General features: G+C 63.0%; 19 protein-coding genes, 1 pseudogene and 1 CRISPR repeat array. Of the genes and pseudogenes, 8 read left to right on the top strand and 12 right to left on the bottom strand.

The window, feature by feature from the left end:
• Nucleotide 1: 1 nt before the first annotated feature.
• The 5 genes from cas7c to MTAI_RS07580 all read right to left on the bottom strand — a co-directional run bounded on the left by cas7c (nucleotide 2) and on the right by MTAI_RS07580 (nucleotide 8,582).
• Nucleotides 2-979, bottom strand: a complete 978-nt coding sequence (cas7c, locus tag MTAI_RS07560) for a type I-C CRISPR-associated protein Cas7/Csd2 (RefSeq protein WP_027888789.1) — start codon at nucleotides 977-979, stop codon at nucleotides 2-4.
• Nucleotides 976-2,817 carry a type I-C CRISPR-associated protein Cas8c/Csd1 gene (gene cas8c, locus MTAI_RS07565; RefSeq protein WP_027888790.1) on the bottom strand — a complete coding sequence of 614 codons (1,842 nt, stop codon included), beginning with the start codon at nucleotides 2,815-2,817 and terminating at the stop codon, nucleotides 976-978. Before cas8c ends, cas7c begins: the two co-directional genes overlap by 4 nt.
• Nucleotides 2,817-3,566 (bottom strand): type I-C CRISPR-associated protein Cas5c, encoded by a 750-nt coding sequence (gene cas5c, locus MTAI_RS07570; protein ID WP_027888791.1) that lies wholly within the window; start codon nucleotides 3,564-3,566, stop codon nucleotides 2,817-2,819. The genes cas8c and cas5c overlap by 1 nt, the downstream gene beginning before the upstream one ends.
• A gap of 11 nt (nucleotides 3,567-3,577) precedes the next feature.
• On the bottom strand, nucleotides 3,578-6,811 hold the full coding sequence (locus MTAI_RS07575; RefSeq protein ID WP_043983151.1) for a CRISPR-associated endonuclease Cas3'': 3,234 nt from the start codon (nucleotides 6,809-6,811) through the stop codon (nucleotides 3,578-3,580).
• 178 nt (nucleotides 6,812-6,989) lie between these two features.
• The gene (locus MTAI_RS07580) at nucleotides 6,990-8,582 is read right to left on the bottom strand and encodes a tetratricopeptide repeat protein (RefSeq protein WP_043983149.1); all 1,593 of its coding nucleotides are present in this window, start codon (nucleotides 8,580-8,582) and stop codon (nucleotides 6,990-6,992) included.
• A gap of 485 nt (nucleotides 8,583-9,067) precedes the next feature.
• On the opposite strand from MTAI_RS07580, the pseudogene MTAI_RS07585 reads away from it, so the two are divergent.
• Both MTAI_RS07585 and MTAI_RS07590 read left to right on the top strand, forming a co-directional pair.
• Nucleotides 9,068-10,161 (top strand): annotated as a pseudogene (locus MTAI_RS07585) (integrase core domain-containing protein).
• Between the two features lie 9 nt (nucleotides 10,162-10,170).
• A CRISPR array of direct repeats spans nucleotides 10,171-12,099; the repeat unit is 37 nt; unit sequence GTCGCACTCGGGCGAGAGCTCGAGTGAGGATTGAAAC.
• Between the two features lie 63 nt (nucleotides 12,100-12,162).
• The gene (locus MTAI_RS07590) at nucleotides 12,163-13,191 is read left to right on the top strand and encodes a YibE/F family protein (protein WP_027888303.1); all 1,029 of its coding nucleotides are present in this window, start codon (nucleotides 12,163-12,165) and stop codon (nucleotides 13,189-13,191) included.
• Here the strand turns inward: MTAI_RS07590 and MTAI_RS07595 are convergent.
• Complete coding sequence (locus MTAI_RS07595) at nucleotides 13,188-13,625, bottom strand: FKBP-type peptidyl-prolyl cis-trans isomerase (protein WP_223299785.1); 438 nt, start codon at nucleotides 13,623-13,625, stop codon at nucleotides 13,188-13,190. The genes MTAI_RS07590 and MTAI_RS07595 overlap by 4 nt on opposite strands.
• A gap of 102 nt (nucleotides 13,626-13,727) precedes the next feature.
• On the opposite strand from MTAI_RS07595, the gene MTAI_RS07600 reads away from it, so the two are divergent.
• Nucleotides 13,728-14,786 carry an N-acetylmuramoyl-L-alanine amidase family protein gene (locus tag MTAI_RS07600; RefSeq protein WP_027888301.1) on the top strand — a complete coding sequence of 353 codons (1,059 nt, stop codon included), beginning with the start codon at nucleotides 13,728-13,730 and terminating at the stop codon, nucleotides 14,784-14,786.
• A gap of 24 nt (nucleotides 14,787-14,810) precedes the next feature.
• Here the strand turns inward: MTAI_RS07600 and MTAI_RS15290 are convergent, their stop codons facing one another.
• Both MTAI_RS15290 and MTAI_RS07610 read right to left on the bottom strand, forming a co-directional pair.
• Complete coding sequence (locus MTAI_RS15290) at nucleotides 14,811-15,254, bottom strand: hypothetical protein (protein WP_223299786.1); 444 nt, start codon at nucleotides 15,252-15,254, stop codon at nucleotides 14,811-14,813.
• A 4-nt stretch (nucleotides 15,255-15,258) separates the two neighbouring features.
• On the bottom strand, nucleotides 15,259-16,155 hold the full coding sequence (locus MTAI_RS07610; protein WP_027888299.1) for a metal ABC transporter substrate-binding protein: 897 nt from the start codon (nucleotides 16,153-16,155) through the stop codon (nucleotides 15,259-15,261).
• A gap of 200 nt (nucleotides 16,156-16,355) precedes the next feature.
• Between MTAI_RS07610 and MTAI_RS07615 the strand changes: the two genes are divergently transcribed.
• Entirely contained in the window at nucleotides 16,356-16,736 is a 381-nt protein-coding gene (locus tag MTAI_RS07615; RefSeq protein WP_027888298.1) for a Fur family transcriptional regulator, read from the top strand.
• A gap of 7 nt (nucleotides 16,737-16,743) precedes the next feature.
• Here the strand turns inward: MTAI_RS07615 and MTAI_RS07620 are convergent, their stop codons facing one another.
• The 3 genes from MTAI_RS07620 to MTAI_RS07630 all read right to left on the bottom strand — a co-directional run bounded on the left by MTAI_RS07620 (nucleotide 16,744) and on the right by MTAI_RS07630 (nucleotide 20,262).
• Nucleotides 16,744-17,226, bottom strand: coding sequence for a TlpA family protein disulfide reductase (locus MTAI_RS07620; protein WP_245453100.1), 483 nt, complete (start codon nucleotides 17,224-17,226; stop codon nucleotides 16,744-16,746).
• Nucleotides 17,227-17,302: 76 nt separating this feature from the next.
• A complete protein-coding gene (locus tag MTAI_RS07625) occupies nucleotides 17,303-17,878 on the bottom strand; it encodes a tetratricopeptide repeat protein (RefSeq protein ID WP_223299788.1) in 576 nt (191 codons plus the stop codon).
• 92 nt (nucleotides 17,879-17,970) lie between these two features.
• Nucleotides 17,971-20,262, bottom strand: coding sequence for a 3-hydroxyacyl-CoA dehydrogenase/enoyl-CoA hydratase family protein (locus tag MTAI_RS07630; RefSeq protein ID WP_027888297.1), 2,292 nt, complete (start codon nucleotides 20,260-20,262; stop codon nucleotides 17,971-17,973).
• 600 nt (nucleotides 20,263-20,862) lie between these two features.
• Here MTAI_RS07630 and MTAI_RS07635 point away from each other — a divergent pair.
• From MTAI_RS07635 to MTAI_RS07650, 4 genes are read left to right on the top strand one after another with little or no spacing between them, the layout of a single operon-like run.
• A complete protein-coding gene (locus MTAI_RS07635) occupies nucleotides 20,863-21,852 on the top strand; it encodes a TAXI family TRAP transporter solute-binding subunit (protein ID WP_027888296.1) in 990 nt (329 codons plus the stop codon).
• Between the two features lie 55 nt (nucleotides 21,853-21,907).
• Nucleotides 21,908-24,025: a TRAP transporter permease gene (locus tag MTAI_RS07640; RefSeq protein WP_027888295.1), complete on the top strand. Its 2,118-nt coding sequence runs from the start codon at nucleotides 21,908-21,910 to the stop codon at nucleotides 24,023-24,025.
• A 22-nt stretch (nucleotides 24,026-24,047) separates the two neighbouring features.
• Nucleotides 24,048-25,025 carry a TAXI family TRAP transporter solute-binding subunit gene (locus MTAI_RS07645; RefSeq protein ID WP_027888294.1) on the top strand — a complete coding sequence of 326 codons (978 nt, stop codon included), beginning with the start codon at nucleotides 24,048-24,050 and terminating at the stop codon, nucleotides 25,023-25,025.
• On the top strand, nucleotides 25,025-25,417 hold the full coding sequence (locus tag MTAI_RS07650; protein WP_027888293.1) for a hypothetical protein: 393 nt from the start codon (nucleotides 25,025-25,027) through the stop codon (nucleotides 25,415-25,417). Before MTAI_RS07645 ends, MTAI_RS07650 begins: the two co-directional genes overlap by 1 nt.
• Here MTAI_RS07650 and MTAI_RS07655 read toward each other — a convergent pair.
• Nucleotides 25,414-25,998: an NUDIX hydrolase gene (locus tag MTAI_RS07655; protein ID WP_027888292.1), complete on the bottom strand. Its 585-nt coding sequence runs from the start codon at nucleotides 25,996-25,998 to the stop codon at nucleotides 25,414-25,416. The two genes, MTAI_RS07650 and MTAI_RS07655, sit on opposite strands and share 4 nt — an antisense overlap.
• Between the last annotated feature and the right edge of the window lies 1 nt (nucleotide 25,999).

The raw sequence follows: 25,999 nt of genomic DNA on the forward strand, positions 1-25,999 counted from the left end.
GCTAGGCTCCCATCCAGGCATCCAGCCTGGCCTCGTCCCACTCGGAAAGCTCGAGCATCACCACCCCCCTGGGCAGTTGGGCGGGGTCGGCAGCGACTCGGTAGTCGGAGAAGCTGCGCGGGGGCCTGCTCTCGTCCACCCGCTCCACCGAGACCACCTGGCCGAGCTCGAGCAGCCGGTGGGCCGGGGCGCAGCCCAGCCTGGCCTGCCGCCGGTTCTGCTCGGCGTTGCCCGGGTCGCCGGTGCCCACGTGCTTGAACAGGTACAGCCGGCGGGTGGCCATATGGCCCTTGCTGGCGCTGCGGTCGTGCTCGAACATGTTCATGAGGGCCTCCACCAGAAGCTTCAGGTCGGCCTCGCTGAAGCCGGTCTGCTCGGCCAGGTGGGCGCTGATGAAGCCCTTGGCCATGTACAGCCCGTAGGCCACCTGGCTTTTGCGCCCCATGGTGCGCAGCTTGTCCTCGGGCTGCTCTTTTTCCCAGCGCAGGTAGTCCTCCAGGGTTTTGGCGTTTTTAACGTCCTCTGCCACCGCCCCACGGGTGATGCTGAACTCCGCCGGAAAGATGGGGTCAAGGCTGCGGGCAAAGGTGATCTGCACCGGCCCCCGCACCTGCCCGGCGTTGGCCCCGGTGCTCATCACCGCACCGAAGGTGCGCACATCGAAAAACTGCTGGCACATCCAGCGCCGCGCGGCCTCCACCTTGTCCTTGGTCTTGCCCCCGGTAAAGCCGCCCTCGGTGTTCATGTGGGCCTCGAAGATTGGACGGTTCAGGTTGGTGCCGTGCTGCACGAAGATATTGGCCCCTGCCAGCTGTGCGTAGTTGCGGATGCGCCGCTTCAGGGCCACATCGCTCACCAGGCCGTGCCCGTCCTCGGGGTCGACGCGGGGGGCGTTGCCGCTGTCGGGGTCGCCGTTGGGGTTGCCGTCCTTGACATCAAAAAACAGCAAAAACTCGTAGCGGTTCTGGATAGGGCTCATACCTCCTCCTTTTCCGATTTCTTGCGGCTGGCGGCCATCTGCTGGTAGTAGCCCAGGGCGAAGAGGCTCTGCTCCTCTAAGCTCAGGGTGCGGGGCAGGTTCTTGCCCAGGGCCTTCCAGACCTCGGCGAGCTGGGTGTTGAACCAGTAGGCCAGGCCCGGTGCGTCCTTGGCCATCTTGGCCAGGTGGTGCTGCGAGAGCCGGGTCAGGCGGCCCAGCACCAGCGAGGGGGTGCTGGAAGCCGCCCCGTAGTAGCGCTGGATCACCCCGGCGTTGATCTCCGACTCGCTGGCGGCCTCCTGGATCTGGGCCAGGATGCACATCAAACGGCCACAGTGGTAAGCCGGGCTGGGGTGGCTTAGGTCGAGTTCTGCGCTCATCCGGTAACCTCCTTTGCGGTTGTGGTAGGCCTTCAGAAGCCCCATGCGGGCGTAGAGGCGCCCCAGGGCAGCAGCATCGGGTTTCTGGGCCCTTAAGGCTTCGGTAAAAGCCCCGGTCATCACCTCGGCGGTGTGGGTCTCCATGATTTTGGCCACCGCTGCGTAAGGAATGGGCAGGCGGGGGTTGAGGGCGGCCCGCCAGAGGGGGGTCTGGAGCTGCTTGATGGGTTTGAGGTAATCGTCGAAGTTTTGCTCGGGGGTTTTGGGCCGCTGGAGGCTGAGGAAGAGCCGGTTGAGGCCGGGGGGGCTGGCCAGGCCCTGGCCGTCGCGCCGCACGATGGCGAGGTCGGAGAACCAGGCGGCCACCGCGGCGATGAAGTCCTCGAGCTGCCCCATCTGCCAGTCGCGCAGCATCACCCGGCCCGAGGCCGGGCTCATGGCCGCGGCAAAGAAGCGGGCGTTGTGCAGGTTGGGTGGGGCCTGGCCGGTTCGCAGGGCCTGCAAAACCTGGCGGGCGCGCTCGAGGGCCTGCAGCTCCTGGGCCTCGTTTGCAGCGGGCGCGAAGAGGTCTTTGAAAAAGTCGTCCTCCTCGGGGATCGGCTGGTCGTACCAGACCACCACCTTCATCTCGCCCAGGGTCTCGGCTTTTTCCAGCAAAGCGTCCAGCCCGGCCCGGTAGGCGTTGGCCGCGGTCTCCTCCACCGCTGCGTTTTCCCCCTGCGAGAGGCCATAGGACTCAAAGGCCTCCTTGTCGTAGGTGACCAGGGCGTGCCCGAAGGCGCTCCCGCCCAGCTTGGTCACCTTGGGGTGGGTGGAGGCCGGGGTCACCAGCGCACCGCTGGCGAACGAGGGCATGCGCCCTTCTGTGCCCGACTTGGGGAAAGCCTGGGCCCTGAAGCACCGCCACCAGTCGTGCCAGTCGGGAAAGTCCAGCACGCACCGGCCCTGCACCAGGAAGGAGACTTTGTCGGTGGGCTTAAGCTTTTCGGCCCCTTTTTTCTGGGCCTGGGCCTCGAGCCGCCCCAGGAACCGCTGCATCTCCTCGGGGTTGGACAAGGCCTGGGCGATGGGCTCTAGCAGCGGAACCTCCCTCGCCGCCAGCTCAATCAGCAGACGAAAAGTAACCTGCTTTTGCAGGTTTTTAGCGTGCTCCTCGGGCTTTTTGACCTGGCCCTGCCCGTCCCGCTCCGCCAGGCCAAACACCACCGCGCAGGTATCGGCCAGGAAGTGGGCGGCCTGCTCCACGGAGTGGCCCATGCTCTTGAGGGCATTTGGCATAGCAATCATCTCTGCAAAGAGCAGGTCGGGCGCGGTTTTGACCTGGCCATCCAACGGAATCAGCTCGGTGAAGGCCCCCTGGGGGCTCACCCCCACCAGCCAGCGGATTTCTTTGGTGGTAAAGCCCGGCTCGGACAGCAACCCCTTTTGCTGGGTGTACGAGACCAGTTGCGAGAGCATCACCCACCCCCTTTGCGAACCTGTGGGCTCTGGTAGGGGGGCACCTCGAGCACCCCCTGCACCACCTCGGCCTCGAACAGGCTGATGCTGGGCTTCTCGCCCCGGTCGGTGCGCAGGGGCCGGCCTGGGCGCGAGAGGTCGAAGACGTCGTAGAGCATCCAGCCGATTTTTTCGTTGTAGGGCACCGGGGCCGGGGCGGTCTCCCCATCCTCCACCAGCCGGAAGTAAGCGGTAAACTCGCGGCAGCCCAGGTAGGGCTGGTAGATGCACTGGCCGGCCCGGGCCCGCCGGAGAAAGCTCTGCTCGATTTTCTGCCGCAAAGCGGGGTCTTCGCGGTAGAGCACGGCCTGGGCGGTCAGGCGGTAGCGCACGTTTTTGAGGGCCATGGTCTGGCGCTGGGTGCGGCCCTTGGTGTCCTGGCCGGTATCCTCCCTGGTGGCGTCGGCGTACAGGGGCTCAAAGCTGCCGGGGTCTTTCATCCAGCCCTGGATGTTGCGCACGCTGGCCTTCTCCTTGACCTCGTTGCGCATCAGGCCGATGTAGCGCACCGGGCTCAGCACCTCGATGCGCTGCACCTGCCAGTACATCAGGGGCGTCTTGTCCTGGGGATCGAAGTCAAGGTAGATGGCGTCGAAGATCCCCCGCGCCGCGCTGGGGGTGATGATGGGGTAGCTGAAGCGCTCCACCTTGAACTCGGGCCGGGTAAAGCAGGCCAGCTCACCCCAGACTTCTAACCGGAAACTTCGCATCCAACCTCCTTTCAAACCACCAGCCCCGCGGCCCCTCCCTCCTGGGGTGTAAAACCCAGCCGGGCATCGTAGAGCGCGGGGTCGGCAGAGAGAAACCAGTCCGGAGCCTCGCCCCGCCCATAGCGCAAGAAGACCGTCTCCAGGAAGGGCGGGGGGCCACCAGGGGGCAGAAAGTAGGGCACGGTGTAGGGCCGGGCCCGGTGGATCCAGGCTGCGCCGATGCCGTGGTCGCGGGCCTCCTGCATCAGGGCCAGGGCCTCGTCGTTGTAGGGCACCACCACGTTGACCGCCGCCGACTCGATGATGCGGTAACGCCGGGCCAGCTCGGCGTAGTTTTGGGTTTGGATCAGGGCCTCTATATCGGGGTCGCTCACCTGCTGCAGCGCGTACAGGCTCTGATAGTAGCGGCGGAAGGTGGCAGGCTCGAGGGCCAGGGGCCCCTCGGCCTGCAGGGCGCGGGTAAGGGCGGCGGCCCGGGCGTAGGCCCGGTCGGGGTAGCCCTCGTCCTCGGGCAGGAAGACCACCAGCCGGCCCTGCGGGCGCAGGCCGTGCCGGTTGATGCGCCCGGCGGTCTGGGCGATGGCCTCCAGCGGCCCCAAAGCGCGGTAGCCCAGCGGGAAGTCCAGCTCCACCCCGGCCTCCACCACCTGGGTGGCGACCAGGCGGCAGGGCCGGCCCTCCTCCAGGCGGCGCTGAACCTCCTCCAGCACCGCCCGCCGGTGGGCCGGGCACAAAGCGGTGGAGAGGTGGTAGAGCCCCTCGAGGCCGCGCGCCTGGGCCTGGTGAAACAGGGCGTAGGCCTGGCGCTTGAGGTTGAGCACCGCCAGCGCCTGCCCCTCGGCCTCCAGCAAAGCGGCCAGCCGGGGCCAGGGGGTGGGCTCTTGCAACCACCACTCGAGGCTTACCCGCTGGCTCTGGAGAAAAAACCGCTCGGGCTCCGGCAGCATCTCCACCGGCTGCCAGCCCTGGGGCTCACCCTGCCGGATCTGCTCGTGCAGGGTGTCGAAGGCGGGCTGGGTGGCGGTGGCGAAGACCACCACCGCCCCGTACTTCTCGCTGGCTAGGTGGGCCAGGGTCTTGAGGGTGGGGACGGCCAGGTGGGTGGGGAGGGTCTGCACCTCGTCGAAAAGCAGGACGCTCCCGGCCAGGTTGTGCAGCTTGCGGCAGGCCCCCGGGCGGCTGGCGTGCAGACTCTCTAAAAGCTGCACGTGGGTGGTAAGGACGATGGGGGCCTCCCAGTTTTCCGCCAGCAGGCGGCGCTCGCGCTCCTCCAGGGCCTGCTCGTCGCTCAGCGCGGGAAGGGGCCGGTAGGCCAGGCTGTGGTCTTCCAGGATGTAATGGGGCCCGAAGTCCTGGAATAGCTCGCGGTAGACCCGGGCGGTCTGGTCGAGGATGGAAAGATAGGGCAGCACCACCACAATCCGGCGTATGCGGGGGTCGCGCACGGCCCGGCGCAGGGCGAAGCGCAGCATGGCCAGGGTTTTGCCCAGGCCGGTGGGGGCGGTGAGGGTATAGACCGAGGCGGCCTGTTCGGCCGCGCGGGCCGCGGCCTCGGCCACCAGGCGGCGCAGCTCGCGCGTTTTCTGGGGGATATGGGCTGCATTGCCAAGCCGGGCCAGGTGGGCCTCGAGGCGCTCCAGGGCTTCTCTGGCCCGCAATTCCGGAGGGGCAGGGCGGGCTTCGGCGCCTTTGATGTGGGCCTCGGTGTCCAGAAAATCGGCGTCCACCAAAGCCGAGAAGAGCATGCGGGTATCCAGCATGGAGGCCGCGCTGCTCGGGGGGGTGATGGGGGTGGAGTTGGGCGGGGGAAGCTCCAGGCCGTCCTCGCGCAGGCGGGCTTTGAGCAGCTCGAGGTCGCCCTCGCTCAGCCGCAGCTCAGAGGGAAAGCCCTTGCCATCGGGCCTGATCCGCAGGTCTTTCAGGCTCTCCTTTGCCCCGCTTTGCAGCCCGAGGTGGTGGCCCTGCACGGCCAGGGCCACCGCGGGCTGGCGGTACTCGAACAAGGCCAGGTGGGCCCCGGCCGACCAGTGGTCGAGGCCTTTTTCCTTGCCCTCGAGCCGGCGCTGGAACAGCTCGCCGTACTTGCCCAGGTCGTGCAGAAGCCCAGCCAGCCGGGCGTTCTCTTCCTCGCCAAAGGGCCGGGCGTGGGCCGCCGCCCGTTCGGCCACCTGACGCAGGTGTTCCCGCAGGGGCTGCCAGCGGGCGGGGTTGGGGTGGGTGTGGGCCCAGTAGGTCTGGGAGACCCGGCCGGACTGCCCGTACCGCTCGAGCACCGCCCGGGCCTCGGCCAGCCAGGCCCGCCGCAGGCTCTCCGGCTCCAGCACCTCCACCCGAGGCCCCCAGCTTTGAATCCATGGTAGCAGCTCGAGGGGGAATCCTTCGGTATCGGTGCCAACGGTAATTTGAACGAGAGTGCTGCCACCCTCGAGCTGCTCAAGGATCTGCAGGTTGGGGTACCCCCCCTCCCGGATGCGCTCGCTGGCCTCCGGGTCAAAGCGAAGCCGCACCTGCATGGGCGGTTCGCTGCGCACGATACCCCAGGCGTTGGAAAGGTACTGGCTGGGGTCGAAGTCGTCGGGAATGGTGTAGGTCTCCTCCAGCAGGCGGGGGCGCTGGATGCGCTCGAGCTTGTAGGTTTTGAGGTTCTCGAGGTAGTGCAGGCCCCGCCCGTACAGGCGGTCTTTGCCGATCACGTAAACCGCCATATTGGCCCTGGAGACCTCGATGAAGTAGGTTTCCAGCTCAACCCGGATGACCCGCGCCTGGGGCAGGCGGTACTCAAAGGCCACCACCCGCTGCTCAAGCCAGGCCTGGGTGAGGGTCTCGAGGTTGGCCCCGCTCAGGCTGGGGGGGCGCTGGTTCAGGGCCTCGGTGCTGCGCAGGGCAATGCTACGCAGGGGCTCCGGCAGGTGTTTGGATAGTTTCCGCAAGGCCTCCTGGTAGGCTTTGTTGCTCCCCGGCGCGTGGTGGGCCAGCATCCGCAAAGCCGCGTGGGTGACCACGGTCTCGGTAAGGCTCAGCCGCTCCCGCACCTCGACCCAGTACAGGCCCCGCAGCCGGTCGTGCCGGAACTCGAGCCCCAGCCGCTCGGCCAGCGCCTCGGCCTCGAGCAGGTAATCGAAGATGGCCCGCTCCCCCAGGCCCAGCTCTTTGCGCAGCTCGTGGGGCCGCCAGGCCCTCTGCTCGAGCAGCTCCAAAAGCCGGAGCAGCCTGTGCGCTTTGTTTTGATGGTACGTTGCTTCCATAGGCCAGCACCACGGCAGGGTTTGCTATCAGCCTAAGGCCCGCCGTCCAGCTCTCGTCCAGATGGATTTTTGTGCGCCTATTTCTTTAGAAAATATGAGTATATTTATATCAAGAGCAAGTGCGAAGAAAGCGCATCCCTTCGGTCGGGTTGGTTCGCCGCCTTCCCACACCGGGCTATCAGATAACGTTCCACTGCTGCCGGTATTCCTCAACCCAGTTGCTGTAGTAACCCGGCATGAACTCCAGCAACTGGCCCTGGGGGTCGAGGGGCGGCTCGGTTGGGAAAACCCACTCGCTTTCGGGGTCGAGGGCATATACCTTGCCCACACTACGCACGCTATCCTTCCAGCCCAGGGCCAGGCGCAGGGAATTGACCACCTCCCACAAGGCCTTGCGGGGGTTCTTGCCGGGGGTGGCGACCTGATCCAGCAAGACCTCGAGGCTGGCCGAACCGCCCTTGACCAGGAGAAACACCAGCAGCTCTCCAGCCTTGCTTACCGCAGGCAACGGTACAGCCCGACCGTTGACGCGCACCTCGAGCCGCCCATAGGGGTTCACCTCTACCCGGTAGGTCGCGCGCAAACCGGGCTGTGCGCCCTGTACAGCCTGCGCCAGCAGGGGGAAACAGCCCAGCTCTTCCCTGAACCAAAAGTGGTTGGTTTCCACAGAAGCCAGCCGGGCTTTGGCCTGGGCCAGGTCGCCCTTGCGCCGCAGCCACTCGGCCTCGAGGACGCCCAGTACAATTTTCTCCCGATCCCTTTGGGGAAGGGTACGAAGATAGGGCAGGTTTTGCTCGAAGTACTCCAGGTGGCCCAGCATCAGATGGGCCGCGGCAATGTCCAGCTCAATCCAACGCTCCTCAGGGTTGATCCGGTGGGCGTGCAACAGCTTGGCCAGCCCCTCCTCTACCCGGCCCATAAGCCGCAAGATATGACCCCAGCCCCACAGGGCCAGTTGGGTATCGTCGGCCTCGCCCCTGGCCTTGTAGGCTTCCTGGTAGGCTTGCAAGGCCCGCTGCAATTCGCCGAACATACGCCGCACAATCCCCAGCCCCAGCAAAGCCCGGCTACGAAAGCCACGGGCTGCTTTTTTCTGGCTTATATGGAGTGCTTCTAAAAAATGCCGCTCGGCCTTGTCAGGCTCATTATTGAGCAAAAGATAGCCAATGTTGCTGTGTGTCCAGGCCAGATAATAAGGATCGTTTTCCAGGTAGGTAAGGGCTTCGGCCCAGGTTGCATGTGCGGCTGCGTGCTGGCCGCCGGCGTAAAGGTGCCAGCCATAATCCAGCAGCATGCGCCCCAGGGCATTGCCCTGCAGATGTGTGCGGGCCTGCTCGAAGCAGTGCTGCCATCCGGCCTGCTTGAGCCGGTTCATGGCCATACCCAAGCAGCGGTAGTACAGGCCTCTATCGGGCACAGAGGCCTCGCACAGACCCTGGAGCACCTCTAAAGCCTGCTGGTTCTGGTTAAGCTGAAGAAGAGCCCAGGCCCGATAAAGATGCAGACCATCGGCCGGGACATTGGACTCGAACCAGGCCAGAATATCCTTTGGTTTTCGGGCTCGAGCCAGGGTTTGCAGGTAGATCCGCTGAAAGCCCAGCTCTTGCCGCAGAGGTTCTGACAGAGCCTCCAGCAGGCGCAAAAATCTCTCGGTTTGATGATAAGTCTGGTGCTGCTCGCTGGCATTTTGCAGCAGTTGTAGAGCGAGATCGACCCGGCCCTGCTTGGCCAGAGCTTCTATATTAGTCCCCAGCAGCCCCAGATCCCTCACGCATTTTTCATCATACTAAGCCATAGGTGGGCTGCCCAGTTCATTCTAGCCGCCAGCGCAACACTTGGGGCCGCCGTCAGCCTGCCACAACACCGGATCCGGTGAAAAGAGGGCCAGCCCGGCCAGCAGCAAAACCAATGCAACCAACCAGCCAACAACCTGTTTTTTCCCCAGAGCAGAGCGTGTCTTGTTCATGCCCCTAGCGTCGGGGCGGGGTATGCACAGTTTGTGCAGGCTGAGGTAATCTGATGCCTAGAGAACTGCGCGAACCCCAAGCAAGTGCCAAAACCCAGGGGGGTTCGCGCAAGCCGAGAAATCGGCCAGGGGACATTGAAAACGCACTTTCCCTTTACCTTGCCCCACCTTGCGTCGGAAGCCTTTTTGGGGGGGTTCGCGCAAACCGCCTCTGTGCTCGGCCGGATACATGTGAGACTCTGAGCGAAAGAGAATAGGGGGAACCGACTCTGGAAAGGAGGTTCCCCCAGATGCAGCTTACTACAGTTGGAAAACCCCTGCTCAAAGCCGCCAACCAAGCCAGCCAGCTCGAACAAGCAGGCGCCGGCGACCCCGTCGTGGCCGAGCGCCTGCGGAAGCTCAAACTGGTAGAGACCCTCAGAAAAAAGAAAGTTCCCTGGGACGAAGTCCAAAAGCTGGTAGGCATCAGCAAGGCCACCTACCACCGCTGGAAAAAAAGACTCGAAGAACAAGACCTTGCCGGCCTCAAACCCAAAAGCCGCAAACCCAGGAAGCTGCGCCGGAAGGTACACTGGAAACCCGATGTCCTCATACGCATAGAGCGGCTGCGCAAACAAAACCCCACCTGGGGCCGCTGGCGCATCGGGCAGAGACTGCACAGAGAGGGCTACACCCTAAGCGAACGCACGGTAGGACGCATCCTGAGCTACCTGGAGCGAAGCGGCCGGGTGGAGCCGGTGAGCGCTTTCCTGGCCAGAAACCGTAAGGCCCGTTTGCGCAGGAAGAGCCAGCGGCCCTATGCCCGGAGGAAGCCCGCGGAGTACACGGCGCTGCGGCCTGGGGATCTGGTACAGGTGGATACGCTGTGGGTGGATCTGGGGGACGGGACGGGTCTGCGGCAGTTTACGGCGGTGGACACGGTAAGCCGCTGGGGGACGGCGGGGGTGTACAGCCGGGCGAGTGCTAAGACGGCGCTGGATTTTCTGCAGCAGCTGGTGCGGCGATGTCCTTGTGTCATCCGTGCGATCCAGGTGGATGGGGGCAGCGAGTTCATGGCGGAGTTTGAGGAGGGTTGTCGGGTATTGGGGATAGAGCTTTTTGTTTTGCCGCCGAGGAGTCCGAAGCTGAACGGGATGGTAGAGCGGCTGCAGCGGACGTTTCGGGATGAGTTTTACACGCGGGCTTTACCGCTGGGGATAGAGGCTATTCAAGGGGAGCTGGAGGGTTATCTGGAGCACTACAACCTGCACCGGCCGCACATGGCCCTGGGGGGGTTGGCGCCGGTGGAGTACCTGGCTAAGCTACAGGAGGTGTCGGTTCCCCTGGAGTCTCAAATGTATTGACCGATTACAGCCTCTTGAAACCCGTCCAGCACGCACGCTAGGATGAGGCCGTCGCACTCGGGCGAGAGCTCGAGTGAGGATTGAAACAATGGAGTAGGGAATGCGCGGGGCCCCGAATGCATGGGTCGCACTCGGGCGAGAGCTCGAGTGAGGATTGAAACCTCGGCTACCTGGAGGTGGCCGGGTACAGGCACCCGTCGCACTCGGGCGAGAGCTCGAGTGAGGATTGAAACCTGCAAACGAAGGTGAAAGGGGTCTGCGGAGGCACCGTCGCACTCGGGCGAGAGCTCGAGTGAGGATTGAAACATGCGGCCTCATAAGGAATATGAGCAGTGGTTGCCGTCGCACTCGGGCGAGAGCTCGAGTGAGGATTGAAACCTGCAAACGAAGGTGAAAGGGGTCTGCGGAGGCACCGTCGCACTCGGGCGAGAGCTCGAGTGAGGATTGAAACATGCGGCCTCATAAGGAATATGAGCAGTGGTTGCCGTCGCACTCGGGCGAGAGCTCGAGTGAGGATTGAAACAGGCTTACCGTTGTCTGCATGGCCTCCCTTTCCCTAAGGTCGCACTCGGGCGAGAGCTCGAGTGAGGATTGAAACCCATGCCCTTTTGCCTTCTGTTGCCCCTAAACCCTTGTCGCACTCGGGCGAGAGCTCGAGTGAGGATTGAAACTATTTAGGGGAAAAGCTCTTGGGGGCCCCGGATAGGCAGTCGCACTCGGGCGAGAGCTCGAGTGAGGATTGAAACAAGCCCGGCAAGGAGGACACATGACCCAGGATATGCGTCGCACTCGGGCGAGAGCTCGAGTGAGGATTGAAACTCAACCCGCGTATTTACGCCCTGGTAGGACGGGTGGCGTCGCACTCGGGCGAGAGCTCGAGTGAGGATTGAAACACCTCTAGCCTTTGAGCCTCTACCCGCATCGCCAGGGTCGCACTCGGGCGAGAGCTCGAGTGAGGATTGAAACGCGCCAAGCGTCACCAGGCCTGCGGAACCCAGCCCGGTCGCACTCGGGCGAGAGCTCGAGTGAGGATTGAAACGCGCCAAGCGTCACCAGGCCTGCGGAACCCAGCCCGGTCGCACTCGGGCGAGAGCTCGAGTGAGGATTGAAACCGCCATAGCAAAGGAAGAAGATTGCCAGAAAGCCGTCGCACTCGGGCGAGAGCTCGAGTGAGGATTGAAACGTCCAGGATGATGCCAGCCTCATTCGGGAAAATGACGTCGCACTCGGGCGAGAGCTCGAGTGAGGATTGAAACATTTTGCGAGAACAGCACCGGCAAGCCTTTGCCATATGTCGCACTCGGGCGAGAGCTCGAGTGAGGATTGAAACCTCAAGGCCTGGATCCCGGTTGAAGCTATAGGCCGGTCGCACTCGGGCGAGAGCTCGAGTGAGGATTGAAACATTTTGCGAGAACAGCACCGGCAAGCCTTTGCCATATGTCGCACTCGGGCGAGAGCTCGAGTGAGGATTGAAACCTCAAGGCCTGGATCCCGGTTGAAGCTATAGGCCGGTCGCACTCGGGCGAGAGCTCGAGTGAGGATTGAAACTTGAGCTTCGCCATTTTGGCTAACCCTTTAGTTTTGTCGCACTCGGGCGAAAGCTCGAGTGAGGATTGAAACTTGAGCTTCGCCATTTTGGCTAACCCTTTAGTTTTGTCGCACTCGGGCGAAAGCTCGAGTGAGGATTGAAACAGCACGCCCCCTAACAGCAGCCACACCACGGCCTGGGTCGCACTCGGGCGAAAGCTCGAGTGAGGATTGAAACGGTTGCCATATCTACCATAGCTATTACATCTGCTGTCGCACTCAGGCGAAAGCTCGAGTGAGGATTGAAACCGCTTCAACAGCTTGTCCATTTCAGGGCCAGACGTCGCACTCGGGCGAGAGCTCGAGTGAGGATTGAAACTGATCCTCCATCCAGGTTTTTAGCAGTTTCTCGGTTGTCGCACTCGGGCGAGAGCTCGAGTGAGGATTGAAACTACTACGAAATTTCAAATATCCGTCATTCCCCTCTCATCAAAAAGCCCAATAGGATTAGAGCCATGCGCTTATGCATAGCCCTTCTGGTTGCTCTGGGCCTGGCCTGGGCTCAGAATACCCCCGCACAGACAAACCCCTATGCAATTGCTCGCATCGTTGCGTTGGGTCAAGAACGTGCAACGGTGCGTATTGGTAATCAGGTGGCGGAAGCTGAGATGCCCACAGACGGAATCGACTTTCGCGTTGGGCAGTTGGTAGTGGTCTATCAGGCTGACGGAAAAACCTATCTTACAGAACCCTACCGCTTGCATTATCTGTGGGCTTTACTTGGATTGTTTGTGCTTTTCACCATTGCACTAGGACGCGGTAAAGGCTTGCGAGGGCTGCTTGGCACAGCAGCCAGCATGGGCGTTCTGGCCTACGTTGTGGTGCCTCAAATTGCCGCAGGCAGCAACCCTTTACTGGTTACCTTCCTGGGTGCGTTCGGCATTTTGGCGCTATCCATCTACTTTGTACATGGGATTAACCGCAAAACCTCCGCAGCGCTGATAGGCACTACGCTGGCGGCACTGGTGGCCCTGGTGCTCGCAAGCCTCCTAACCGAATGGATGCAATTTACAGGCCTCACCTCAGAAGAGGCCTTTTTGGCCCGATTCCAGCTAGGGGGGAATCTGGATCTGGTCTCGTTGTACCTGGCTGGGGTGGTGGTGGGAGCTTTGGGCGCCCTCAACGATGTGACGGTCACACAGGCTGCCGTTGTGCAGGCCCTGGTGCAGGCCAACCCACGTTACGGCGTGCGGGAGCTTTACTCGAGGGGCATGGCGGTGGGTTTCGATCACATTGGCAGCCTGGTCAATACCCTGGTTCTGGCCTATGCGGCCGGCAGCCTTCCACTGCTGTTGCTGATCGGTCAGAGCGATGTTCCCCTGGCTATTCTTCTCAACAACGAAACCTTTGCTGCGGAAATCGTGACCATGCTGGTGGGTTCGCTGGCCTTGGTGCTCGCTGTTCCCCTCACCACCCTGGTGGCGGCATGGCTGCTACGGGGGCGCAAACTCGACTACATTGAGCGCAGGTGGCCTGGGGCCTAATGTTGCACACCCCCCTCACCGTGCACGTGGCCATGCTCGAGTTCCTCGGGTGTTGCGTGCCGCACGCTATGGATAATCAGGTGGTACTCCAGGGTCTTCCCTGCCAGTGGTGGGTTGGCATCGAGCGTGACCCGCTCTCCATCGATGTGCACCACGCGGTACAGCATCAGGCGACCATCGGGGCTTTCTCCGGTATAGCCAGCGCCCAGCCGGGGGGGCTCGGGCAGATCGGCAGCCGGAACAACCGTGCATAAGTCTGGGTTATAAGGCTCTGGAGGCAGGAAAATCTGATAGCTTCCCGGCTTCTTGCCCAGGAGATTGGCCTCGAGGCCCGGGGGCAGCTCGGGTGCGTGGCCCATCAGGATGGTTTTGGGCTGCCCATCGGTGCCCTCGAGCTTGCGTCCGTCCACCCACAGTTGGTATTCCAGTTTCACAACGCTTGTGCTGCCTATTTGCATGGCCCTTCTCCTAATCAGCACTACAGAAAGTTGTCTGGGGCTATCATATCCCACAACGAAGCGCTACAATCCCGTTGGATGCGGTGTATTTTTACTCTGATTCTGATTGTAGCCTTGCTCCCTCTGGGCTTGGCCCAACCTCGAGTGGGCCTCGAGGCGGGCCTGACACGCCTGGTGTTTAGCCTGCCCGGTCAGGCCCGGTTCAGTCTCAGCCGTACAGGTTATGAGATAACCATCCGCTTCCAGGGCACCCCACCCCGCAGCTTGCGAGCCTTGCTGAACACACCCCAGGTGGTGGGCTACCGAGCCACCCCCAGTCCGGGTGGCTCGGTTTATGTGGTAACCCTCAAACCCGGCACAAGCCACCGAGCCCTGGAGCTGGCCGATCCCCGGCGTTTGGTGCTCGAGGTGCGCAGCAACACCCAGCCCCGTCCCAGCACCAGCGCACCCACCCCGGTGGTGGTGCTCGACCCCGGCCACGGGGGGATTGATCCCGGGGCCATAGGGCTTGTGCGTGAAGAAGAGGTGGTGCTCGACGTGGCCCTCCGCACCAAGCGGCTGCTGGAAACCCGGGGCATCCGGGTTCTCCTCACCCGCAGCACAGACCAGCACCTGTCGACCAACAAGGCCACCGACCTGGGGCTGCGGGCTGCCATGGCCGACAGCAAGCGCACCCTGTTTATCTCCATTCACGCCAACGCATCCAAGCGGGCCGCCCAGGGCATCGAGGTGTACTATTTCGGCGAGACCATCGATCAACGGCTTTTGTCCAAGGCCATCTTGGAAAACGGCGGGGGCTCCCTTGGGCAGCGCCTGACCCAGGAAGCCCGCAGTGTGGCCCAGCGGCTCATGCGCGACCTGCTGGCCCAGGCCAACCTCAAGTTTTCCGAGCAGCTGGCCCTCAAAACCCTGCAGGCCATGGTGCGCGAGACCGGTGCGGTGAGTCGTGGGGTGCAGACCGCCCCTTTCTACGTCATTCGCAATGCCCGCATCCCTGCCATCCTGGTGGAAATCGGTTTTGTCAACCACCCCAGCGAGGGAAAAAAGCTGGCCACAAGCGCCTATCGGGCCCAGCTTGCCAGGGGATTGGCAGAGGGTGTTATGGCATTTTTGAACAACGGGAACGCCCAGCGCTAAACAGGGTAGAACAGCCATCCGCACTCACCCAGCATCCCCCGGCAGCACCCAGCGCTCCCAAGAGGCCCGGTCGCGCCGCAGCATAGGGGGCAGGTTTTCTATGAGCATCCTCCGGTAAGCAGGCCCGGCGTAGCGCAAAATCCAGGCCTCGTAACCCAGCACAAAAGACCGCAGCACCTCGAGGCCCCAGGCCCGATCCACCGGTCGAGCTTGCTCGGGCAGAAGCGGCATGGACTGGTCATCCTCGAGCAGAAAAAAGCCTTCGACCGGCCGCTTATACACCAGCACACCCTGGGAAACACCCAGCCAGGCCGTGCTCGAGTGAAGCCCCACCGTCCCCTTGCGGTAGAGGCTTGAGCCTTTGCCACTGGCATTGGGGTATCTCCTAAACCCAAAGGCCTCGAGGTGGCCCGCCAGCACATCCTGGCCCCATAACCAGAACTGCACATTGAGGGGATTGGGCCGCATACCTTTACTTGAAGGCCGTGCAGATGGCCTGGCCGTTGGCCTGGATCAGCTTGAGATAGGAGTTGACCGTGCTGTCAAAAGCATCGGAGTAGATGCGAACAACACGGGCTCCGGTCGCCTCGGCTAAAGAACGGGCCTGGCTTTGCGAAAACTGGGGCTCGACAAATATCACCCGCACGCCTTCTTTTTTCATTGCCTGGGCCAGCCGGGCCAGGCTGGCCGGGCCTCGTTCCTGGCCGACAAAGTCGGCGATGCTGCCCAGGCTTTTGAGGCGGTAGTAACGGTTAAAGTAGCTGAGCGACTCGTGCTGAGAAACCAGCTTGCGCCGGGCCTGGGGAATAGCCGCCAAGCAGCGCTCTACCTCGGCGTCAACCTGGCGAATCCGCTGAATATAGCGGGCCGCGTTCTGGGTATAGAGGGCCCGCCCGGCGGGATCCAGCGTTACCAGGGCATCGCGTATCCTTTCCACGTACCTTATCCCATAGGTGGGGTCGAGCCACAGGTGGGGGTCGTAAGCGCCGTGTTCATGAGCATGCCCAGCTTCCTGATGGGGCTCATTTTCGGCCACCGCGATTAGGTTCGGCATCCCCTCGGCCAGCTTAATCACGCGGGCGCCGGTCGGAAGCTGGGCCTCGAGCTTCTCTAAAAACGGCTCGAGGAAAAGGCCATTGGCAAACAAAACCTTAGAACCAGCGATGGCCCGCACCACCGAGGGGCGGGGCTCAAAGCTATGGGGATCGCTGCCATCGGGCACCACCTGCACAACCGAGACCCGGCTGCCCCCCACATTCCGCACCATATCGGCCAAAAAACCGGTGGTCGCAGAGACTGAAAGGGTATTGGCCTGGGCCATACCAAGACCCAAGACCAGCATAAATCCTGTCCAGAAGATACTTCGCATGAGCAACCTCCTCGCGCCTTCAGGGGGCAGCCTCCCACCCCTCCCAAGCAAAAGACGCGTTTTTACCATCCGCCTTTCAGGGCCTTCCCAGCATTTCACACAGATAGTCCCAAGTTAAGCCGCAGGGCTCTGGTACACTGCATTCATAATGATAACTCATTATCATTCTGTCAAGAGACCCATCTGCTATGCTGAAGAACATGGAGCGCTCCACACGCCAGCGGCAGGCCATCCGTCAGGTGATGCAAGAGCTTAATCGACCGCTCTCTCCGTCCGAGGTGCTCGAGGCGGCCCGGCACAAAGTACCCGGCCTGGGCATTGCGACCGTCTATCGCACCCTGAAGGGTTTGGTCGAGGAGGGCAGCGCGATTCCGGTTGAACTCCCCGGTGAGGCCCCGCGCTACGAGCTATCTGGCAAAAAACACCACCATCATTTCCATTGCACCTACTGTGGCAAGGTATTTGAACTCGAGGGCTGTCCCGGCGATTTTTCGTTTATGGCCCCCCAGGGCTTCAAAACCGAGCGCCACGAAATTGTGCTGTATGGCCGGTGCACCCAGTGCCTTAATCCCCACCCCTAGCCCGCCGCTACAAGGCTTTGAGCAGGGCCTCGAGCGTCTTAGCTTTTATTTCGCCGATGTGACGGTTCACCAGCGTACCCTCGGCATTGTAGAACAGGGTCACCGGCAGGCCTTGAATGCGCAGGGGGTCGCTGAGTGTGGCTTCGGGATCCAGCAGCACGTTGGGGATTTGTAGCTTGAGCTCCCGCTGGAAAGCCCTTACAGCCTCTGGGCCATCGCTGATGTTGAGAAAGATAAACTGAATCTCGGGATGGGCGCGGGCCGCCTCCACCAAGAGCGGCATCTCGCGCCGGCAGGGGCCACACCAGGTAGCCCAGGCGTTGAGCACGATGGGCTTACCTTTGAAGTCGGCCAGTTGAACGGCCGGGCCGTCTAGTTGCTGCAGGGTCGCAGAGGGTAAAACCTCCACTGCGGGGGACGGCTTTGGTTGTAACAGCAGCCAGCCCACCAGTCCGATCAGGGGTAAAACGAGCCAGATCCAGCGACGCATCCAGATCAGCATATGAAATCTGATCGGTGCCTGGCAGGGCGCAGCCCACAGTGCTCTGGCAACTCAAGGCCATTGCTCAACCGAGGTTGCGCACCCAAAACCAGTACCCGCCCAGACCCAGCAGCCACAAAAGCGCCCAGGGCCAAAAGCGCAGCCGCTTTTTCGGCTTGTGGGCAGGGGTTTGGAAAGCCCGTCGGATGGCCCGGGCCTCGGCCTCGCTAAACGGCGGCCGCTCCAAACCCTGGTCTTTGTGGGGCGCTGCTGGCGAAGTCCGGGCTTTGGGGGTTGTTCGGGCAATTTCACACTGCTCGGCCAGCTGCCGTAGCTCGAGGCTCGGCGGAAACAGCTGCAGCGCGTGGTTCAGCACTTCCTGGGCCTTGTGGTAATCCTGTGCATGCAACAAGGCGCGAACATACAATGCGAGCAGCTCGAGGTTATCCGGGGCCTCTTGCAACCCTTCCTCGGCGCACTTGGCCGCGCGTCTGGCCTCTCCCAGCAGCAAAAAAGCCTCGGCCCGCACCCGCCAGTAGTCCGGCCAGCCCAAGTCCACCCAGGAAACTTTGTCGAGCACCCGCAAAGCCTGCACAGCCTCTCCCCTTTCCAGGTGCCTGAGGGCCAGTTCAATCCCCCTGGCGGCATCGAGCTGGGCCATCGTCTTGCACACCCCCCAAGGCCCACCCTAGCAAGAGCGCCGGGCCCCACCGGTGATTTTTGCACTCGAGCGGGGCCCGGCCTGCCATCGATTTAGTTTCTTAGGGGCTTGCCGGTTTTGAGGGTGTGGGCGATGCGCTCCTGGGTTTTCTTGGTACCAAGGAGTTTGAGGAAGCCCTCGCGTTCCAGATCCAGGATGTCCTGCTCGGTCACCTCGCGGGCCGGCCCATCACCGCCGCACAAGACATAGGCCACGGCCTTGCCCACCACCACGTCGTGCTCGCTGGCCTGTTTGGCCTCGTGGAACTGCCACAGGGCGTAGTGCAGGTTGCCCAGCGCCTCCTTGCCCAGGGCCCGCACCTTCATGGGGGGTTGTGGCACGAAGTCGGGGGCCATGAAGAGCACCCGCCGCTTGGCGTCGGCGATCAGGCGGTCGCGGTTCATGCTGATGCCGTCGCTCTGGCGCAAAAAGCCCATGTTGCGGGCCTCGAGGGCGCTCGTGGAGGTCTGGGCCAGCATGATCATCTGGAAAGCCCGCTTAACCCCTTCGAACAGGTCGATCTCGGGCCCATAGGCCGAGAGCTCCTGGGTAAAGCGGAAGAGCATCTCCTTGGTGCCGCCCCCACCGGGCAGCAGGCCCACCCCGGTCTCGACCAGGCCCATGTAAAGCTCGGCGTGGGCCTGGATGGCGCTGCTGTGCAGGCTGAACTCGGCCCCGCCGCCCAGGGTCAGGCCGAAGGGCGCGGCCACCACCGGGAAGGGCGAACGGCGCAGGCGCATGGAGGTCTGCTGGAAGCGGCGGGTGGCGAGCTCGAGGTCGTCCCAGGCCCCTTCCTGGGCGGCCATCAGCACCAAAGCCAGGTTGGCCCCGGCGCTGAAGGTGCGTGGGTCTTCGTGCCCAATCACCAGGCCCGCATAGCCGTTGGCCTCTACCCAGTCCAGGGCTTTGTGCAGCCCTGAGATGGAGCCATCCCCCCAGGTGCCCATCTTGGCCCGGTTCTCGAAGAGCGCCACCCCATCGCCCAGGTCGAGCAGGGCGTACTCCTTGCCTTCCAGCAGGGTCTTGCCCGCGCTTTTCAGGGGGGCCAGGCGGATCACCCCTTCCTCTGCCGGGATGGGGTGGTACTGTCCATCGAAGCCCAGGTAGTGCCCATCCTTGTAGAAGCTGCCCTGGGCTTTTTTGAGGAGTTCGGGCTCGGGCAGGCCCAGCTCGGCAAAGCCTTTACGCAGGTAGTCCAGGCCCACCGCGTCCATGTTCTTGAAGGGGCCCTGCTCCCAGGCGAAGCCCCACTCCAGCGCCCGGTCTACCGAGACGATGTCGTAGGCGATCTCCTGGGCCTTCTCGAGGGCATAGTGGGCGTTGTACAAAAACAGCTTGCGGGCAAAAGCCCCGTACTTGCCGGGCAGGTCGCCCACCCGCTTCAAGCGCTCGTTCAAAGGCAGATCCTTGATGGCGGCGATTTCATCCAGGCGCAGCTTCTGCTGGGGCTTGTACTCGCCGCTGGTGTAGTCGTAGGTGTAGATATCCTTGCCCACCTTTTTGTAGAAACCAGCCCCGGTTTTCTCACCCAGGTGGCCCTGCTGGATGAGGTTCTCCACCCAGTCGGGCATGCGGAAGTCCTCACCGGTGGTGTGCGAAAGCTCGGTGGAGACCAGTTTGAGCACATCCAGACCGGAAATATCGCCGGTGCGGAAAGTGGCGCTCTTAGGGCGGCCCACCAGCGGGCCGGTGAGGGCGTCCACCTCGTCGATGGTGAGGCCCTCCGACATCATCAGGCGCATGGCCTGGGCCATTCCGAAGACGCCCAGCCGGTTGGCAATAAAGCCGGGGGCGTCCTTGCAGATGACCGTGCCCTTGCCCAGAATGCGCTCGCCAAAGCGCCGCATGGCCTCCAGCACCGCCGGGTCGGTCTCGGGGGTGGGAATCAGCTCCAAAAGGTGCAAGTAGCGCACCGGAGCGAAGAAGTGCGTACCCAGAAAGCGCTTGCGGAAGGCCTCGCCCCGGCCCTCCAGCAGGGTTTTCATGGGGATACCGGAGGTGTTGGAGCTCACGATGGCCTGGGTGCCCAGGGCCTCGAGCCGGGCAAACAGGGCCTGCTTGGGCTCCGGCTTCTCGATGATAACCTCCACGATCCAGTCGCAGTCTTTGAGTTTTTCCAGCTCCTCGGTGGTGCCCAGCTCGATTAAGGAGGCCCGGCTTTTGTCCATGAAGCTGGCCGGCTTGCTTTTGAGCTGGCGCTCGAGGCCTTTTTTGACCAGCTCGAGCTTGTCTTCCTGGCCGGGAATGTCCAGCATCACCACCGGCACCCCCGCCGAGGCCGCTAGCGCAGCAATCGCACCGCCCATGGTACCCGAACCCACCACACCGATTTTCTTGATGCGCATTGTTTCCTCCAAAAGCTATAGCTTTTTATACCGAGTCAAAGTTTATAACAACTCCGCCGCCCGGTCTAGCTTTGGCCTGACGAACCAGGCCGCCCTGAAGCAACCGGCCCCCGCATTAGCCGCAAAAAATGCCTGCGCAACTGCACCATCCCTTGCACCAGACCCCGCCCGAAACCAGTACCGGACTGCACAAAAGGCCTGTCCCACGATGACCCATTCTGTTTTTCACAAGGCGCTACGATGCCCCGGTCAAACCTCCCGATGGCGCATCTTGAAAGCCAGGTTTTGCGCTAGATAAGGCCAACCAGCCCCCAAGGGGGTTTGGAAAAAGCAAACCATCATGGCAAAAAAGGCGTTTTTTAATCCCGTCCTTGTCGCAAGCACCCTCTTCTAGAAGAACCGTGCAGGACAGCATTTTTGCGGTATGCGGCTGCAAACAAAAAGCCCCGTAAGGGGATCTCAAAAAAAGCCGAAAATAGGAGACAGGAAGGTGGAATCGCGGCCTGCTATTTCCTAAGTACAATACCGCGTCACATTGACACTTCCGGCAAACCCTACTTAGACTACAGGCACAAACGTAGCTTGCGGAGGTTTATAGCAGTGAAAAAGATCTTGCTGTTAGGGCTGACCCTAGTATTAAGCATGGGGCTCGCACAAAAGCCCAAGGTGGTCATCGGCACGGGGAGCACCGGAGGGGTTTTCTTCTACTACGGCACGGCTTTGGCGGATATTTACAACAAAGCCGGGGTAGCGGAGTTCCAGCCCGTCCAGACCGGGGGATCTTACGACAACCTCCTCTTGCTAAGAGACCGGACAGACCCCAGGGCCAACACCTACTACTGCGCCCTCACCACCACCGACTCCGCCTATGTGGCCTACACCGGGGAGGAGCCCCGCTTTAGGGCCAAGCCTGCCAAGGAGCAGCGGGTGCTTTTCTACATGTATCCCTCCTTCATCCACGTGGTCACCAGCGAGAAAAGCGGCATCAAGGTTCTTCAGGATCTGAAGGGCAAAAGGGTCTCCACCGGCCAGCCCGGCTCCAGCACGGAGAACCTGGCCCTGCTGGTTCTCCAGGCTGCAGGGGTGAAACCTGAGAGCTTCTCCAAGCGCGAGCGCCTCCCCGTGGCCGAGGGGGCCAAGGCCCTGGCCGAAGGTACCCTGGATGCCTTCTTCTGGGTGGGTGGGCTGCCCACCGGCTCCATCGTGGAGCTCGGCCAGAGCCTAGCCCGCAAGGGAGACCAGGTCTACCTGATCCCCATCGACCCCAAGAGCACCACCGCCCAGGTGGCCCTGAAGCGCTTCCCAGGTCTTCTCGACCCCACGGTGGTGCCCAAGAGCGTCTACGGCACCCGCACGGATGCGCCCGGCCTGAACACCGGGAACATCCTGGTCTGCCCGGAAAGCCTGCCCCAGGAGGTGGCCCAGGCCATGATGAAAGTCACCTTTGACCAGATCCAGACCCTAAGAAGCGCAGTGGCCGCCGCCAAAGACACCTCCGCAGCCAACACCGCCAAGCTCCACGGTAAGTTCGCCATCCCCTTCCACCCCGGGGCCGAGCGGTACCTGAAGGAAGTAGGGGCTGTGAAGTAAGCAAGGTGTACCGAAGGGCCTGGGCGCTGCCCAGGCTTTATCTGTGAGATCCAAGATGGCTGAGATCCATACCTCTTTACCCCCCAGCCCTTTGGGGCGGCTTACCCGCCTGCTCCTCATCCTGGGCTCCCTGTATAGCCTCTACCTGGTCCTCCACCCTTTCACCCCCCTGGCCCAGGCCCACATCAACCTGCTGGACATTGTGCAGCTGCAAAGGAGCACCCACGTCCTCTTCCTGCTCCTGGGGGCCTATCTGGTCAGCTACTTCGCTCCCCCCAGGAAGGCCACCCCAGGGGCCTGGGTCTTTGTGCTCTTTAGCCTGGTGCCCCTCTGGGCCTTCCTCTTCCCCCAGCCCCCGGCCATGGCGCTGCCCCTCGAGGTGCGCCTCTTTGGGCTTCTGGTCTGGGGGGTGGCGGTGCTCCCCGCGGTGGTGCCGGCCCTCCAGCGGCCCACCGCCCTTCTGGGGGCCCTGCTAGCCCTTCTACCTGCCTTGTACCAGGCCCGCTACTTTGAGGAGCTGGTCTACCGGGCGGTCATCCCCGAGGCCTGGGATGCGGGGATGAGCCTCGCGCTCATCCTCCTTCTGCTGGGGGTGGTTCACCGCCTCCTGGGGCCGGTGATGCCGGTTTTGGTGCTGTTTTTCTTCAGTTACAACCTCCACGCCCAGGCCTTCCCCGGCCCCTTCCGGGGTACCCCCCAGCCCATAGACCTCCTCCTGGGCAAAACCTTCAACGAGACGGAGGCCGGCATCTACGGCCTCATCACCGGGGTTTCGGCCAAGTACCTGGTCTACTTCACCCTGCTTTCGGGGATGATCACCGCTTTGGGCCTGGGCCGGGTGGTGGCCAACCTGGCCCTGGCCCTGGTGGGCAAAAGCCCGGCCACCCCAGGCCGGGTCACCGGGCTGGCCGGCACCTTCATGGGGATGTTCTCGGGCTCAGGGGCGGCGGACACCCAGTTTGTCTCCACCCTGAGCAAGCCCCTTTACGAACGGGCCGGCTACGACCGGCTGGTGGCCGCGGGGATCGCCGCTACCGCAGGGACCATCGCCCTCATCATGCCCCCCATCATGGGCAGCATCGCCTTCATCATGGTGGAGATCCTGCAGATCCCCTACCTGAAGGTGATGGTGATGGCCCTGGGGCCGGCTCTTCTTTATCTTCTGGCCATCCTGGCCTTCAACGAGTTCTACACCCGCAAGGCCGGCCTCGAGCCGGTAGCGGCGGAGCTGGGGATGAGGCGGCGGGCGTATATCCTGCGCTATAGCCCCATCTTCCTCCCCATCCTCCTCATCGTCATCCTCCTCTACCTCGGCTACGAGGTGCGCACCGCGGCCAGCCTGGCCCTCCTGGGCTTTATCCTCCTGGCCTACCTGGATCCCACCTTGAGGCCCAGGGGCATAGCCCCCATCTTCCGGGGCCTGGAGGAAGGCTTTAGAAGCCTCCTGCCCATCGGCACGGCGGTGACCGCGGCCAACCTCATCTTCGCCATGATGGTCATCTCCGGCCTGCCCTCCAAGTTCAGCCAGCTCTTGCAGCAGGTCTCTGGGGAAAGCCTTCTTTTGGCTACCTTCATCACTGCCATCTTCAGCCTGATCCTGGGCATGGGGGTGCCCCCCACCGCCACCTATGTGCTCACCTCGGCCCTTACCGCCCCCGCCATCATCGCCTTAGCCCAGCAGAACGGCATCCCCGGTCAGGCCGCGGTCTACGCCACCCATATGTTCCTCTTCTACTACGCGGTTCTGGCGGACGTAACCCCACCCGTGGCCCTCTCCGCCTACGCCGCGGCCAGCGTCTTCGGCACCCATCCCCTGCCCACCGGGGTTTACGCCGCCCGGGTGGCTTTGTCCAAGTACCTCATCGGCTTTTTCTTCCTCCTGTCCTATTCGGGCACGGCCCTGCTCATCCTGCCGGTGCTGGAGACCGCCCCCCCAGGGGAGGCCTGGCCCATCATCCTGGAGCGCTTCCTGGCGGTGGCCATGGGGATCATCTACCTGTCGGCCTCGGCCGCCGGGTATACCCGCCGGCCCTTGGGGCGCCTCGAGGCCTGGGCTTTGGGAGTCCTGGCCCTTCTTCTCTTCGTTCCCCATGGGGCCATCAACCTGGCGGCCTTCCTCCTGGGCCTGCCCTTCTTCCTGAAAAGCTTGACACCAAAGGGAAAAAAAGTTTAGGGTAAGTCCAAAGGAGAGCACCATGAGATACTGGTTTCTGGCCTTTCTGGCTTTCTTTGGCCTGGCCCTCGCCCAGAAGCCCCGGGTGGTTGTGGCTACCGGAGGGGTGGGTGGGGTCTACTTCTACTACGGCACCACCCTGGCCGAGATCTGGAACAAAGCAGGGGTGGCGGAGGCCCAGGCCACCCAGACCGCGGCCTCCATCGACAACCTCCTCCTCCTGGAAAACCGCACCGGCGGGGGCACCTACTACTGTGCAACCGTCCTGCCCGACTCCGCCTACCTGGCCTACACCGGAGGCCACGACCGTTTCAAGGACAGGCCCGCTAAAAACGTGCGCATCCTCTTTGCCATGTACCCCAACTACCTCCACATCGTCAGCCGGGAGGGTGCGGGCATCCGGGTGGTGCAGGATCTGAAGGGGAAGAGGGTCTCCACGGGGGCCCCGGGCTCGGGCACCGAGGTGGAGGCCCTCCTTCTTCTCCAGGCCGCGGGCCTTTCGCCCAGGGACTTCGCCAAACAGGAGCGCCTGGGCGCCCAGGAAAGCGCCAACGCCCTTTCCGAAGGGACCATCGACGCTTTCTTCTGGTCCGGGGGCCTGCCCACCGGGGCCATTACCGAGCTTTCCGCCGCCTTAGCCCGCAAGGGGCAGCGGATCTACCTACTTCCTCTCGACCCCAGGAGCACCGTGGTTCAGACCTTCCAGAAGCGCTTCCCCGGCCTGGCCGGCCCGGGGGTCATCCCCAAGGCGGTCTACGGGGCTCGGATCGACACCCCCAGCCTGGCCTTCTGGAACCTCTTCGTCTGCCCGGCCAGCCTCCCCGAGGAAGCGGCCTACGCCCTGACCAAGGCCACCTTTGAGGGCCTCGAGGCCCTGCGCGCCGCGGTGGCCTCCGCCCGCGACACCACCCTGCAAAACGCCGTGCGCTTCGTGGGGGGCACCATCCCCTACCATGAGGGGGCCCTGCGCTACTTCAGGGAGGCAGGGGCTCTAAGGTAATGCTCAAAGCCCGGCCCTGGCTCATCCTCCTGGCCGGGCTTTTGCTTTTTTCTTTACGGGTCGTGGAGGTAGAAAACGAAGGGGAGCAAAGGCTGCTCCTCCTCTGGGCCTGGACAAAAGGCCAGGTGGAGTTTGTCAACTCGGTAACCCAACGACCCGTCCTCCTGAGGTTTGGCCTGCCCTGGCGCTTCCAGGGCTTCCGGGCCTACACCGACCCCGAGACCGAGGCCTACTACACAGGGGGGGCCTACCCCTGGAACCAGGCCCTGGCCCAGGAAAAGCGCCGTGAACTTTTTTACTGCTCGGAAGCCGGGCTGGCTTTGGGCCTGGGAAGCACCCGCCTCGAGGTGCAGGGGGGCTGCCTGCGGGCCCGTCTGCTCTTCCCGCCCTAGGGCCGCCTCTCGGCTTTCTTTAGGGCCGCGAGCCAGGCGGCGAGGATCTGCGACCACCCCTCGAGCCCCTCGTACACCTCCTCTACTTCCGGCAAAGAGGCCAGGCGGCCTTCTAGCTTCTCCCCTTCCATCACCCGAGGCGCCTCGGCGGCCTCCACCACAAACACCACCCCGGCGTGTACCCGGCTCACCGGGCTGCTATCGGAAACGATGAAGCCCACGGGCCGGGCGCTGTAGCGCTGCACCCCCACCTCCTCGGCCAGCTCCCGGCGCAAGCCGTTCAGGAGGGGGTTGCCGCCGGCATCCTGGGGGTTGATATGCCCCCCCACCCCCAGGGTGTAGCGGCCATACAGCCGGGCCTCGCCGCCGCCCTGGGTGCGGCGCATCAGGAAATACCGCTCGCGGTAGCGCACCAGGGCATAGGGGATGATCTGGCGGTAGGTGGGGTCTTCTTCAGCGCGGGCGCGCTCGAGGAAAAAGCCCTTTTGCTCGATGGCTTGCAAGAGCGCTTCCTCGAGCGGAATAAGGGCCTCCTGGGCCGGTGGAAAAAGCGAGGCGGGTACGACGTAAACCTGTTCCATA

Origin of the sequence: Meiothermus taiwanensis WR-220, assembly GCF_003568585.1 — a bacterium.
GTDB classification, from domain to species: Bacteria; Deinococcota; Deinococci; order Deinococcales; family Thermaceae; genus Meiothermus; species Meiothermus taiwanensis.

Coding starts and splice junctions, on each gene's coding strand:
- cas8c (WP_027888790.1), bottom strand. CDS start 2,817: ATGCTCTCGCAACTGGTCTCGTACACCCAGCAAAAGGGGTTGCTGTCC.
- MTAI_RS07600 (WP_027888301.1), top strand. CDS start 13,728: ATGCGGTGTATTTTTACTCTGATTCTGATTGTAGCCTTGCTCCCTCTG.
- MTAI_RS15290 (WP_223299786.1), bottom strand. CDS start 15,254: ATGCGGCCCAATCCCCTCAATGTGCAGTTCTGGTTATGGGGCCAGGAT.
- MTAI_RS07610 (WP_027888299.1), bottom strand. CDS start 16,155: ATGCGAAGTATCTTCTGGACAGGATTTATGCTGGTCTTGGGTCTTGGT.
- MTAI_RS07630 (WP_027888297.1), bottom strand. CDS start 20,262: ATGCGCATCAAGAAAATCGGTGTGGTGGGTTCGGGTACCATGGGCGGT.
- MTAI_RS07655 (WP_027888292.1), bottom strand. CDS start 25,998: ATGGAACAGGTTTACGTCGTACCCGCCTCGCTTTTTCCACCGGCCCAG.
- MTAI_RS07640 (WP_027888295.1), top strand. CDS start 21,908: ATGGCTGAGATCCATACCTCTTTACCCCCCAGCCCTTTGGGGCGGCTT.
- cas7c (WP_027888789.1), bottom strand. CDS start 979: ATGAGCCCTATCCAGAACCGCTACGAGTTTTTGCTGTTTTTTGATGTC.
- MTAI_RS07590 (WP_027888303.1), top strand. CDS start 12,163: ATGCGCTTATGCATAGCCCTTCTGGTTGCTCTGGGCCTGGCCTGGGCT.
- MTAI_RS07645 (WP_027888294.1), top strand. CDS start 24,048: ATGAGATACTGGTTTCTGGCCTTTCTGGCTTTCTTTGGCCTGGCCCTC.
- MTAI_RS07625 (WP_223299788.1), bottom strand. CDS start 17,878: ATGGCCCAGCTCGATGCCGCCAGGGGGATTGAACTGGCCCTCAGGCAC.
- MTAI_RS07620 (WP_245453100.1), bottom strand. CDS start 17,226: ATGCGTCGCTGGATCTGGCTCGTTTTACCCCTGATCGGACTGGTGGGC.
- MTAI_RS07615 (WP_027888298.1), top strand. CDS start 16,356: ATGGAGCGCTCCACACGCCAGCGGCAGGCCATCCGTCAGGTGATGCAA.
- cas5c (WP_027888791.1), bottom strand. CDS start 3,566: ATGCGAAGTTTCCGGTTAGAAGTCTGGGGTGAGCTGGCCTGCTTTACC.
- MTAI_RS07650 (WP_027888293.1), top strand. CDS start 25,025: ATGCTCAAAGCCCGGCCCTGGCTCATCCTCCTGGCCGGGCTTTTGCTT.
- MTAI_RS07575 (WP_043983151.1), bottom strand. CDS start 6,811: ATGGAAGCAACGTACCATCAAAACAAAGCGCACAGGCTGCTCCGGCTT.